At 68.4% G+C, this 11,916-nt stretch carries 13 protein-coding genes and 1 pseudogene; 3 read left to right on the forward strand and 11 right to left on the reverse strand.

The window, feature by feature from the left end:
- Positions 1–239 (forward strand): annotated as a pseudogene (locus ACMUOY_RS12730) (hypothetical protein); the annotation flags it as partial.
- Between the two features lie 22 nt (positions 240–261).
- On the opposite strand, the gene ACMUOY_RS12735 reads toward ACMUOY_RS12730, so the two are convergent.
- The 4 genes from ACMUOY_RS12735 to ACMUOY_RS12750 all read right to left on the reverse strand — a co-directional run bounded on the left by ACMUOY_RS12735 (position 262) and on the right by ACMUOY_RS12750 (position 4,812).
- On the reverse strand, positions 262–1,329 hold the full coding sequence (locus ACMUOY_RS12735) for a serine endopeptidase (RefSeq protein WP_413893096.1): 1,068 nt from the start codon (positions 1,327–1,329) through the stop codon (positions 262–264).
- A gap of 103 nt (positions 1,330–1,432) precedes the next feature.
- Positions 1,433–2,320, reverse strand: coding sequence for a DUF2145 domain-containing protein (locus tag ACMUOY_RS12740; protein ID WP_413893097.1), 888 nt, complete (start codon positions 2,318–2,320; stop codon positions 1,433–1,435).
- Positions 2,321–2,332: 12 nt separating this feature from the next.
- Positions 2,333–2,746: a hypothetical protein gene (locus tag ACMUOY_RS12745; RefSeq protein WP_413893098.1), complete on the reverse strand. Its 414-nt coding sequence runs from the start codon at positions 2,744–2,746 to the stop codon at positions 2,333–2,335.
- A 131-nt stretch (positions 2,747–2,877) separates the two neighbouring features.
- Positions 2,878–4,812: an MFS transporter gene (locus ACMUOY_RS12750; protein ID WP_413893099.1), complete on the reverse strand. Its 1,935-nt coding sequence runs from the start codon at positions 4,810–4,812 to the stop codon at positions 2,878–2,880.
- 147 nt (positions 4,813–4,959) lie between these two features.
- Between ACMUOY_RS12750 and ACMUOY_RS12755 the strand changes: the two genes are divergently transcribed.
- Both ACMUOY_RS12755 and ACMUOY_RS12760 read left to right on the forward strand, forming a co-directional pair.
- Positions 4,960–5,691: a helix-turn-helix domain-containing protein gene (locus tag ACMUOY_RS12755; RefSeq protein WP_413893100.1), complete on the forward strand. Its 732-nt coding sequence runs from the start codon at positions 4,960–4,962 to the stop codon at positions 5,689–5,691.
- Between the two features lie 150 nt (positions 5,692–5,841).
- Positions 5,842–6,669, forward strand: coding sequence for a c-type cytochrome (locus ACMUOY_RS12760; RefSeq protein ID WP_413893101.1), 828 nt, complete (start codon positions 5,842–5,844; stop codon positions 6,667–6,669).
- 170 nt (positions 6,670–6,839) lie between these two features.
- On the opposite strand, the gene ACMUOY_RS12765 is transcribed toward ACMUOY_RS12760, so the two are convergent.
- The 7 genes from ACMUOY_RS12765 to ACMUOY_RS12795 all read right to left on the reverse strand — a co-directional run bounded on the left by ACMUOY_RS12765 (position 6,840) and on the right by ACMUOY_RS12795 (position 11,794).
- Entirely contained in the window at positions 6,840–8,117 is a 1,278-nt protein-coding gene (locus ACMUOY_RS12765) for an FIST C-terminal domain-containing protein (protein WP_413893102.1), read from the reverse strand.
- On the reverse strand, positions 8,114–8,863 hold the full coding sequence (locus ACMUOY_RS12770; RefSeq protein WP_413893103.1) for a PhaM family polyhydroxyalkanoate granule multifunctional regulatory protein: 750 nt from the start codon (positions 8,861–8,863) through the stop codon (positions 8,114–8,116). The genes ACMUOY_RS12765 and ACMUOY_RS12770 overlap by 4 nt, the downstream gene beginning before the upstream one ends.
- 168 nt (positions 8,864–9,031) lie before the next feature.
- The gene (locus ACMUOY_RS12775; RefSeq protein WP_413893104.1) at positions 9,032–9,643 is read right to left on the reverse strand and encodes a Crp/Fnr family transcriptional regulator; all 612 of its coding nucleotides are present in this window, start codon (positions 9,641–9,643) and stop codon (positions 9,032–9,034) included.
- Positions 9,644–9,731: 88 nt separating this feature from the next.
- Positions 9,732–10,169 carry a DUF2946 domain-containing protein gene (locus ACMUOY_RS12780; RefSeq protein ID WP_413893105.1) on the reverse strand — a complete coding sequence of 146 codons (438 nt, stop codon included), beginning with the start codon at positions 10,167–10,169 and terminating at the stop codon, positions 9,732–9,734.
- Positions 10,170–10,209: 40 nt separating this feature from the next.
- Positions 10,210–10,689: a copper chaperone PCu(A)C gene (locus ACMUOY_RS12785; protein ID WP_413893106.1), complete on the reverse strand. Its 480-nt coding sequence runs from the start codon at positions 10,687–10,689 to the stop codon at positions 10,210–10,212.
- Between the two features lie 54 nt (positions 10,690–10,743).
- Positions 10,744–11,361 (reverse strand): SCO family protein, encoded by a 618-nt coding sequence (locus ACMUOY_RS12790; protein WP_413893107.1) that lies wholly within the window; start codon positions 11,359–11,361, stop codon positions 10,744–10,746.
- Positions 11,362–11,437: 76 nt separating this feature from the next.
- The gene (locus tag ACMUOY_RS12795) at positions 11,438–11,794 is read right to left on the reverse strand and encodes a DUF2946 domain-containing protein (RefSeq protein WP_413893108.1); all 357 of its coding nucleotides are present in this window, start codon (positions 11,792–11,794) and stop codon (positions 11,438–11,440) included.
- Positions 11,795–11,916 lie beyond the last annotated feature (122 nt).

An 11,916-nucleotide genomic window follows, 5' to 3' on the forward strand; every position in this document is an offset into this window, starting at 1 on the left:
TGGTGATCGTGGTGGCCAAGCTCGTCGGCACCGCCGTGGTGGCCCGGCTGTTCACGCTGACCCGGCCCGCCCTGATGCGCCTGGACTGGTTCGCGGCGCTGCATGGCCATTGGACCCGCTGGAAAACCGCCTTGCTCGAGCGCGTGCGCGCGTCCCGGCCGTGGCGCGCCATCGGGGCGGTCCGGCACCGCATCCGCCGGCGCTGGCGGGTCTGGCGGCGGGCAGGGGACCGGGGCTGAGCCGCCTTCGACCGCGCAGCCCTCAGACTAAGGGGTTGGGGGCGGCGGCGCTGGCTGTCCGCGCCGCCGTGCCGCAGGCATGGCAGAAGCGCGCAAAGGCGCTCTTGCGGGCCTGGCAATGCCCGCAGTGGTCGTGCAGGCCGATGCCACAGTGCGGGCAGAAGTCGTTCTTCACGTCCTTCAGGTCCACCACGCGCTCGCAGCCCGGGCACACGCCCTTGGCCATCCGTGCCAGCGCCACGTCGTAGCTGAGCTCCTGGCGACGCTGGGCGTCGGGCAGCGTTTCCGCCTGCTTCTGGCGCTCCAGGTAGCGGTTCAGCGCCAGGATGGCGTAGCGACCGACCAAGGCGGTGATGACGATGCCGACGATGTAGCGCACGTAGCCGCCGTAGCTGGGCAGGTAGGGCACGAGTTCGACGAAGAAGGCGAACAGCGCGAAGAAGATGAATCCCCAGACAAACGGCCACCAGGTGCTCTGGCGCTTACGGGCAAACAGCCAGCCGGCGGCCACCAGCAGCGGCAGCGTGAGCGCCAGCCGGTACAGGAACACGCGCAGCTCCTGGGCGCGCTCAGCCTTGCGCAAGGCGTCCTGGGCGTCGCGCTCCATGTCGCGCAGCCTTGCCTGGGCACGGGTCAACGCCTGGCTCGCGTCCAGCATGGCCTGTTGCTGCGCCTCCACGGCGGCCTGCGCGCTGCGCTCGGCGGCCTTCAGGGCGTCCAGGCGCGCGGTGCGCTCGATGAGCTCGCGGTCCTGCTCGGGGCGCTCGGTGGCGCGGCGCGTGGCCAGCCAGTTGCCGAAGGTCTCGCGCGCGCTCTGGCTGTCGGCCTGGGCGATCTTGAGCTTGAGCTGCGCCTGATCGAGCGCCTCGCGGGCCTGCTGGCCGGCGCGGGTGGCGTCCTTCACCGTCTGGCGCGCCTGCGTGGCGGCGGCACGGTCCATGAAGTCGTCCAGCGTGGCGCGCTGCTCCACCTTGGGCAGATCGCCCACGATGGTGCCCCCCAGGCCGATCAGAAAGCCGGCAAACACCAAGGCCACGACCCACAGGCCGCGGTGAAACCATTTCTCGGACAGGCGAAGGGCTTTGCTCATGATGACCTACCTTTTCGGAACCGTTTGACTTTACTCTTGATTCGATAGCTTGAAACGACCATTCCACGCTGGGATCGTGCCTATTTTCTTCAAAACCGGCGTCTCAGGGCAGCGCCAGCCGCACCGGGGCGGCGCCCAGGCCGGAACGGGGCATCCAGGCGAACACCGACTCCACCGTGACGGTCTCGATGCGGTCGGCATAACGCTTCTCGTTCGGGTGGTCGTCGAAGGCCACGTTGGCTGCCGTCATGCGGCCCCCGAGGCGGGTCAGCGGCCCGATCGTGAGCGCCGCCGGTGCATAGCCCTTGAACTGCAGCCAGGCCTGGGCGCGCTGGCGGCTGGCGACCATCGGCTCGCCCGGCGCGCCGATGGACGGCTCCATCGCCAGCGCCAGCGTCTCGATGGCCCACTGGTTGGACTGCTGGTAGGTCTGGCTCCAGGCGTAGCTCACGATGCTGTAGGGCTTGTGGTGCAGGGCCAGGGCGCGCGGTACACGGACATCCGACCCGTCCAGCAGCAGGGCCAGCAGCTGCTGCTGCACCTCGGGCGTGGGCACCACCCAGGCGGCTTCGAAGCGCCAGAGGTCGTCCAGAAAGAAGTCGCCCAGGCCCTGGCGGTACACCGCCGCCTCCGCGCTGCCGCACTGGTTGAGCTTGTGCAGCACCCGCCAGACCGAGCCGCCGGGGCTGGCGGCGTCCGGCTGGCGGTATGCAATGCCCAGGTGCGACCAGCGCACGCCATAGCGGCTCAGGTCCTGCCCGGCACGGGCCAGCAGCACCACCTGCGCGCCGCTGGCGTCCAGCGCCTGCTGGGTGCGCTCGGCCAGTTGCAGGCCGCGCGCCACGGACTGCGGGGTGAGCGCATGCGCCTCGCAGGAACGCCCGGCACGCGCCGCCGGGGCCGCCAGCACCATCGCCGCAGCCAGCGCCAGGGTCAGCCACAGGGCGCGCAACGAAGGCGTGCGAGCGGCGAAATCAGCACGGGGAGTCATGGCGCGGCGTCCTCAGCTGCTCAATCGCTCATGGTGCAGCAACGCGCGGCCCACTTTGTTCGGAATGAAGGCGATGACCTCGCCGCCGGCCGACAGCAACACGCCGGCGCCGATCACGCTCACCGTCACCGCCGAGCCGGCGGCTGCACGGCCCGCGACCTCGACACTGGCCTGCGCGCCGTCGGCGGCGCGCTCCAGCACGAACACCGTGCCTTGGGCGGAGGCCTGCACCCCCTTGACCACCAGCAGCGTGCCGGCAGTGGACAGCAACACCGGCGCCGCCACCGCCGCGCCGCCCACTGCCGCTACCGACGCCAGCGGCAGGGCGGACAGGGCGCTATAGGCCGAGGCATCGTTTCGCGCCTGCGCGGGCACGGTGGCCAGCAAGCCCAGCGCCAGCGCGCCGGCCCGGAATCGTTGTTTCATCAGGGATGTCATGGCAGACCTCATCGAGGGGTTGAACACGGCCGCGAGTCTGCGCCGCACAACCCCTTCAAGGGCCTGAAAACAAACCAAATATCGGAAAGCAGGCCTTGAAGTACCGAATTTCGATGCGTTCAGGACGCCAGCAAACCTTCGATGCGCGCGCGCAGCGCGTCGGGCTGCACCTGGTCGGGCATCAAGGGTGGGCCCACGTTCAGCCCGACGCGGCTGAATAAGCCGCGCCGAAACGGCCGCACCATGGCCACCCGCTCGCCGTTGACCTGCTCGATGCGGCTGAAGAACGAGCCCCACAGGTTGGTCAGCGCCATCGGGATCACCGGCACCGCCAGTCCATCGGCCTGCGCGCGTTCCAGCAGCTTGACGATGCCGCCCTTGAACGGCTGCAGCGCGCCGTCACGGGTGATGCCCCCCTCGGGGAAGATGCCCAGCAGGTCGCCCTCGCGCAGCACCTGCGCGGCCGCCTCGAAGGCGGCCTCGTAGGCAGCCGGGTCTTCGCTGCGCGGCGCCACCGGGATCGCCTTGGCCAGCTTGAACAGCCAGCCCAGCACCGGCACGCGGAAGATGCGGTGGTCCATCAGGAAACGGATCGGCCGCGGGCTGGCCGCCATCAGCAGCACCGCATCGACATAGCTCACGTGGTTGCACGCCAGCACGGCCGCGCCCTGCACCGGAAAGTGCTCGTCGCCGCGGACCTGGTAGCGATACACGAAGCGCGACAGCGCCCAGGCCACGAAGCGCAGCAGGTACTCGGGCACGACCAGGAAGATGTAGAACGACACCACCGCATTGGCCACGCCGGTGACCAGGAAAATCTCGGGGATCGTGAAGCCCGCCGTCAGCAGCGCCCCAGCGATCAGCGAGCTGGCGATCATGAACAGCGCGTTCAGGATGTTGTTGGCCGCGATGATGCGCGCGCGGTGCGTGGGCTGGCTGCGCAGCTGGATGAGGGCGTACATCGGCACGCTGTACAGGCCGGCGAACAGGCTCAGCAGCAGCAGGTCGGCCATCACGCGCCAGTGCGCCGGCCTGGCCACAAAGTCGGCCAGCGTCAGCAGGTCCGACGGCGGCAGGCCGCGCGAGGAAAAGTACAAGTCGATCGAGAACACGCTCATGCCGATGGCGCCGAGCGGCACCAGGCCGATTTCCACATGGCGGCGGCTCAGCATCTCGCACATCAGCGAGCCGATGCCGATGCCGATCGAAAACACCACCAGCAGCAGCGAGGCCACATGCTCGTCGCCATGCAGCACGCCCTTGGCCAGGGCCGGGAACTGGCTCAGGAACACCGCGCCGAAGAACCACATCCAGCTGATGCCCAGCAGCGAGCGGAACACCACGATGTTGTCATGGGCCAGCTTCAGGTTGCGCCAGGTTTCGGTGAACGGGTTCCAGTTGATGACCAGGCCCGGGTCGGTGGCCGGCGCACGCGGGATGAACTGCGACACCGCCCGCCCGATGACCGCCGCCAGCACGCACGCGATGGCCACGTCGCGGTGGCCGGTCTCGGGAATCGCCACGATCAGCCCGCCCACCACATTGCCCAGCAGGATGGCCACGAAGGTGCCCATCTCCACCATGCCGTTGCCACCGGTCAGCTCGCGCTCGCCCAGCACCTGCGGCAGGTAGGCGAACTTGACCGGCCCGAACAACGTGGAGTGCAGCCCCATCAGGAAGGTGCACAGCAGCAGCACTGCCACCGTGCCGGTGAGGAAGCCGTAGGCTGCGATCAGCATGATCACGATCTCCAAGTTCTTCACGAAGCGGATCATGGTGGTCTTCTCCACCTTGTCCGACAGCTGCCCGCTGGTGGCGGAAAACAGCAGGAAGGGCAGGATGAACAGGGCACCGATCACCAGCCCGGCCATCGCCGGCGGCAACCAGTTCACCTGCAGCTGGTAGGTCACCATCACCGTGAAGGCGAACTTGAACAGGTTGTCGTTGGCCGCGCCAGAAAACTGCGTCCAGAAGAAAGGCGCAAACCGGCGCTGGCGCAACAGCGCGAACTGGTTGGGATGCTCGTGCGGCGAGGCGCCGTTGTCTGGACCCATGTCGGATTCTCCTGGTGATGCCCGTGATTCTGCCCGGACTGCATGACCGGCAGTGTGGCCGCGTCACCGGCCCGAAAGGCGCCACAAACGCGCCAGACCCCGTCAGAATCCACTCGTCGTATCGCGATCTGATACCCGGAGACAAGCATGAGCACCACCGCCGACCTGATCACCGCCCTGAAGAAAGAACTCAAGGCCGCCCAGATGACCTACGCCGACCTGGCACGCGCGCTGGGCCTGGCCGAGTCCAGCGTCAAGCGCATGCTGGCCCGGGGCGACCTGCCGCTGTCGCGCGTGGATGCCATCTGCCGCGCGCTGAAGATCGACTTCGCCGAGCTCGCGCGGCGCGTGGCCGATGCCCAGCCGCTGCTGGCCGAGCTGACGCTGGAGCAGGAACGCGCCGTGGTGGCCGACAAGAAGCTGCTGGTGTGCGCCATCTGCGTGCTGAGCCAGTGGACGCTGGAGCAGGTCTGCGCCGCCTACCGCATCAGCGAGGCCGAGGCGATCGGCTGCTTCGCCCAGCTCGACCGCATCGGCATCATCGAGCTGCGCGCGCTGAACCGCTACCGCCTCAAGCTGGCCAAGACCTTCCGCTGGCACCCGCATGGGCCGGTGATGAACTACTTCCGCGAACACGCCGTGCTGGACTACTTCTCCGGCGGATTCGACCACCCCGGCGAAGGCCTGCTGCTGGTGCACGGCTCCATCAGCCGCGCGCTGGCGCCGTCGTTCCTGGAGCGCATGCAGAAGGTGGCGCAGGACTTCGCCCAGCAGCACCAGGCCGACCAGAAACTGCCCGAGAAAAACCGCGAGGGCTACACCCTGCTGCTGGCCATGCGCAGCTGGGAGTTCGAGGCGTTTGCGGCGATGCGGCGTTGAAATGCGAAGCAGGCAATGCCCGGTATCCGGGCCAAGGCAAGTGATCCAATAGAGGCGAGGAACCGGACCGAGGGACGCCCCGATGCGGGCCCTTTGTTCGGTATCGTCCACACACTGGCCTGGCAACAGGCCCCAGAAGGAGTGACCTCCATGAAAAACAATCTTTGTGATGCACGTTACGGCACGATCGCGCTGCTGGCATGCCTGGCCTTCGGTCCGCTGTTCGCGGCCGAGCCGGTCCCGCTGGTCGTGCCGCCCGACAGCGCGATTCCCGCTGGCCCGGAGGGTGAGGCGGTCCGGCTGGGCCGGCAACTGATGATCGACACCCGCGCGCAACTGCCACGCAACGTCGGCAACGGGCTGAACTGCTCAAATTGCCATCTGGGCGCCGGCACGCAGCCAGGCGCGGGTCCGTTCGTCGGACTGACCGCCGTCTTCCCGGCCTATCGCACGCGCGACGGCCAGATCGACTCGCTCCAGGAACGTATCAACGACTGCTTCCAGCGCTCGATGAATGGCAAGGCATTGACCTGGAATTCGAAGGAAATGAACGCCATGCTGATGTACATGCGCTGGCTCTCGACCGGCGTGCCGGTGGGCAGCGCCGTGGTGGGGCGCGGCATGGGCGCTGTGGACACCTCGCTGACGCCGGACCGTGCGCGCGGCAGCCAGCTCTACGCCGCCAAGTGCGCCAGCTGCCACGGGGCGCAAGGTGCCGGCACGCCGGACGGTCGGGGCGGGTTTGTGTTTCCGCCCGTCTGGGGACCAAAGTCGTTCAATGTGGGCGCCGGCATGGCCCGCACCTACACCGCCGCTGCCTTCATCAAGGGCAAGATGCCCCTCGGGCAGAACAACTCGCTGAGCGACCAGGAGGCCATCGATGTGGCGGACTTCCTGACCCACCAGCCTCGCCCCGCGTTTGCCGGCGCAGCGAATGACTACGTCAAGGGCGGTCGGCCCAAGGATGCGCGCAATTGAGGGTGCGTGGGTGGCAAGCGCGGGCCCGTATTACTTTGATTTCAATAGCGAACACTGACCAATCGGCGCTGGGAAGTTGCCAATTTTGTTGAGATATTTCCTCTGGGGGACCGCCAGTGCCTCGACAACCCCGTCCGGCAGCGGCTATCGCGCTGCCGCCGGCCGGCCGCTCAGTCCGTGAACACCGTCAGCACCCCGGTGTAGCCGTACAGGTGGTTGCGGGCGATCTCGCCGCCGGCGAAGAAGCCCACCAGCGGGACGTCGCCCAGCGCCCGGCGCACGATCTGCAGCTCGGCACCGGGGCCGCCGAAGTGCGGGCCGCCGCGCCCGGCGCAGCTGACGTAGACGGCGCCGGCCAGGGTGCGGGCCGGGCGGGGTTCGGGTTCGGCCCCGGGCAGGGCACGCGCAACGGCGGCCTCCAGCGCGGTGTCTTCGGATTCGAGTTCTTCGCGGATCTCGGCGCAGATGCGCGTGAGGTCGGCGCGTGCGGCCTGCACGTTGCGCTGACAGAAGGCCAGGCGCATGCCCTCGGCGGGTTGGGCGGCAATCGCCACGCCGCGGCGTGCCGGGTCCAGGCCGATGATGTGGCGCACCAGCACGTCGCTGCCAAAGTTGCCGCTGCGGCCCACGGCGTCGCTGCCGGGCTCGCTCAGGCCGACCAGCGTGGCGCGCACGGTGTCGATCGCAGCCTGCAGGCCCGGGCCCTTGGGCTGGTCGATGGTGATGCCCAGGTCGGCCTGCAGCACGTCCAGCGCCGGGCGGCCGTCGAGCTGCAGCAACACGCTGCCATCCACCTGGGTGATGGTGCGCACCGGCGCCACGGGCGAGGCGCCCTGGGTCACTCGCGAGACCAGGTGCACGCCCGCGCCAAAGGCCACGCCTGAAAGCCCGCCGCTGAACACGCCGCTGAACACGCCGCTGGCGGCGCCATGGCCCTTGATGGTGCCGTCGCCGCTGACCGCAAACTGCACCGCGGTGGCGCGGCTCGAGGCCAGGCCGCCGAACAGGTAGCCGGTGTCGGTTCGCGCGGCCATTTCGTCGATCAGCTCGGCGACATCGGGCGTGCCGGCGTCGGCATGGACCAGCGCGGTGTGGGCCTCGAAGCCCAAGCCCAGCGGCGCCACGCCGGAGAACACGCGGTACTGGTCGGGCGGCAGGTCGCACAGCATGACGGCCAGCGCGGGCTCATCGAAGTATTCGGCGTTGTTGACCGCCAGGCCCACGCCCACGGTGCCGGCCCAGTCGGTGACCTCGGGCAACTCGGCGGCCAGGGCGTCCAGGATGTCGCGCGCGTCGGACGCGTAGTGGTCGGTGATGTAGAGCAGCGCCAGCGTGGGCGCGCTGGCGTACTCGGGCAGGGCCATCTGCGCGCGCAGCTGCGCCAGCACCAGCGCAACCGCCATGCGCCATTGCGGATGGGTGGCGTGGCCGCTGGGGAAGCGTTTCATCCGCGCGCGCGGGAGGCTGTCGTCTTGCGGGCGGCTTTCTTGGCGGCGGCCTTGCGCGCCGGGGCCCGCACCGCGGCGCCGGCCGTCTTCAGGGCGTCCTTGGCCAGGCCGGTGGCCATGTGTTTGGTGGTGTCCATGGCGGTCTGCTTGGCCGCGTCCTTCATGGCGCTGGCGGCGATCTGCTGGAATTGCTGGGTCAGCGCACCCCACCACTGCAGCGGATCGACCAGCCCGCCCGCCGGCGCAGCCGCGGCCTTGGCCTCGGCCTTGGCGGCCGAGCGTTTCGCCGTGGCGGCCGACGCCACGTCCGAAGCCATCGACGCCATGCCTGAGGCCACGCCGGTCACCGCGCCCGCCACGCCTGAGACCGCACCCGCCGCACCGGCCGCGGTATCGGTGACCTTCTGCACGCCCGACATGACGGTGTCAGCCGCCTTCAGCTTGAAGGCATTGGCCACGTCGCCCATGTTGAAGTTCATGCCTTTGAGCGTGGCCAGCGTCATTTTCTGCACCTCCAGCGCCTGGATGGTGGCCTTCAGCGCCATCGCGTTCTGGTCAAGCCAGAACTGCACTGCCTTGAGCTCCTCGATGCGCTTGTCCAGCTCTTCCACGTTGAGCGTGGGCGCCACCCAGTTGCCAAGGTTGGGCATCTGGGGAATGTTCTGCGTGGCGCCCTTGGCCAGGTTTTGCAGAAAGTCAAAACCGGGGACGAACTTGCCGAAACCAAGACTGGGGGAATCGCTCATGGCTTGCTCCATTGGTGTTTGTGTTGAACCTGTCGAGCAGCTTACTCCAACCCGCGCCGCATGGCGACCCGAGACGATCAAGTTTTCCGAAGAACCGCGAACCACCGTCGGCACCCTTCATTCAAGGCAAGACCGGCGCCCGGCCGCGCGGAGCCGACAAGGCCGGGGTCAGCCCGGCGGCGCAAACGGCATGACGGCGCCCAACCCGGCCGAGGGCGCGGGTGCCGGCGTCTGGCGCGCAAGCGCCGGCCGCGCGCGGGTCAGTTCGCGGCACACGGTCTCGGGCGTGGAGTCGATGATCTGCGCCATGTCCTTGAGTGCCGGTAGCGCTTTGCGATCCAGGCCCCCTGAAGGCAAGTCGAAAGCCCTCGTCAACAGGCCGAGCAGGTGACCGAGGCGCACCGGCGCGGTGCCCGATCGCATCAGCGCCATGTCGAGCGACTGGCGCTGTTGCTGCAGGAGGGCGGCGGCCAGCGTCGCGCTCAGTGCCGATTCACCGACCATGGGCTCGGGCGTGGCCACGCTGTCGACCAACGCGGTGACCGTGCAGGCATAGGGCTCGGCGCACAGGGCCTCCACGCCGACCAGATCACCCGCCAAGGCAAGATGCACCACGGTCTGGCCGCCACCGGTCAGGCGCTCCAGGCGAAACGCTCCGGTGAGCACGCGCCAGACGGTGCCAGCGGTGCCAATCTGCAACAGGGTCTGGCCCCGGGGTATGCGGACACCCGTCGACATGCCACGGGCAGCGGGCACCGACTTCAACTCAATTTTTTTCACGAACGACGCTCCTTGACGCAGCCCGCAACGCCATCGCGCCACGAGCCAGGACAGATCAAACCGGCCGCACGCGCCGGTCAGGGCGCGTTCAGGCCACGAAAGTGGGAGACGTGTTCAGGGGCGGGCCGCGCGCGTGAGCCGCCAAGGGAGCCAGGGAAAGAAAGCCAGCCTGCAACCCGATGGCCGGGGCCACCGGATCGCCGGGAGCAAAGAACCGGGCTGCCACGTCAGGCGCCGGGCCGAGGCGGTCCGCAGCGAGCAGGCAGAACGGGCAATGATCCAGCGGGTTATGGGCGGGCGGGTTGCCACCGGGCTCACCGGGAACCGCGGACTGAGCGCCCTCGACGATGGTGGCACTGTCCAGGTTGACCCATTGCGCGCCCGAGGCCGTGCAGATCTCGGTCCAGGAAACCCGGCTGGCCGCCCCCCGCGCCAGCGCGCGGGACACCGTGGGCATGAGCGTCGCCAGCGTGATCGCCAGCAAGGCGATCCACGCGAACAGGGGGCGGCGGCGCAAGGCGTTCACGGGCTGGGGCTTTGGAAGGACGAGCGCGACGGCAGGCGCGTCAGTGCTTCATGCCGGCGTGGCCGCCCTGGCTCGCGTCGGTCTTGGCGGCGGTGTTCAGCGGACGGGCCGTCGCCTTGATCTCGACGGTCTGTTTCTTGCCGTCCTTGCCCTCGAAAACAAGGCTCACCGGCACCACGTCGCCATCCTTGACCTGGCCTTTGAGGTCCATCAGCATGACGTGGTAGCCGCCCGGCTTCAGATCGACCGCCTTGCCGGCCGGCAGGGCCAGGGCACCCGCCACCTCGCGCATCTTCATGACGTTGTTGTCCATGACCATTTCATGGATTTCGACCACGCCGGCCACCGGCGAGCTGCCGGCCACCAGCTTGGCGTCCTGGGCCGCCGTCAACTGCATGAAGGCGCCGGTGGCCTTCTGTTGCGGCACGGTGGCGCGGACCCAGGCGTCCTTGACGGTGACCTGAGCGTGCGCGGCGGCGGCGATGGCCAGCGTGGCGAGGGTGAAGGCAAAACGTTTCATGGATAACTCCTTGGGGTTGAAAAATGGGGATCAGATGAAAGGGGGATTCAAGCCCTATTTCCCGGCCAGCAACTGGCGCAGGTCGTGGGCATAGTCTTCGGCGGTCTGTTCGTGGCGCAGCGCCAGGCGCAGGCGGCCTTGCGGGTCGAAGGCGTAGGACAGCGCCGAGTGGTCCATGGTGTAGGAGCTGCCGGTGGGCACCTGCTTGTAATAGACCTTGAATTCGTCGGCCGTCTCGCGCGTGCGCTTCGCGTCGCCATACAGGCCGATGAAGCTCGGGTCGAAGGCGGCGGTGTAGGCCTTGATCACCTCCGGCGTGTCGCGCTCCGGGTCGATGGTGATGAAGATCACCTGCAGCTTGTCGCCATCGGCGCCCAGCAGCTGCTTGACTTTGGCGGCGCGGATCAAGGCGGTCGGGCACACGTCGGGGCACTGAACGAAGCCGAAGTACATCAGCACCGCCTTGCCCTTGTAGTCGGCCAGCGTGCGTTCGCGGCCATCGGCGTCGGTCAGGCGGAAGTTGCGTCCATAGGGCGCGCCGGTCAGGTCGATGCCGCGGAAACCGGGCGCTGCCGCATCACCGGCGCGGTTGCAGCCGGCGATAAACACGGCCAGCGCAGCCACGATGAAGACAAGGAGCCACCGGAACGCGGTCCGGACGGTGAAAGCCATGCTTTCTCCTGAAAAACTGATTGAATCGGACAATTCCCAGCGTCAGCTGGTCACAGTCAGCTATGAATACAGGAGTTCAGGAGAGGACGGGAGGCGCGCGGGCCTGCCAGGGGGCGCCAACGCGCGCGGCGATGTGCGCCGCCTGGATCGGCTGCAGGGCGTGTGACAGCGCATGAGGAGGCTGGACGGCCATGTTCGCCACAGGGGGCGGTGCGTTCATCACGGCGCACAGCGGGCAATCAAGTGCGCTGTGTCCCATTTCGGCCATCTCGCCGTCGGCGCCTTGCACAATCAGTTTCACGGACGCGCCCGAACACACCAACTCGGAAGCCTTGGGCGCCACCAGCGGCGAGGCAATGGCCGCGCCCAGCGACAACGCAAACCACACCAGCACCAGGCGGGCGATCAGGCGGGCGTTGCGCAGCATTTGCATGGCGCGAATTATGGCCCAGGCGCCGAAAAGCCGGAAGCCGGACTTGCCCTGCGTCAAGTCGGCGACGCACTGCGGGGCCGCGTGGCGGTTACGCTTCGGGGCGGCTCCGGCGCGGTGCCGAT

This window comes from Candidatus Skiveiella danica (genome assembly GCF_022705245.1).
Lineage (GTDB): Bacteria > Pseudomonadota > Gammaproteobacteria > Burkholderiales > Burkholderiaceae_C > Skiveiella > Skiveiella danica.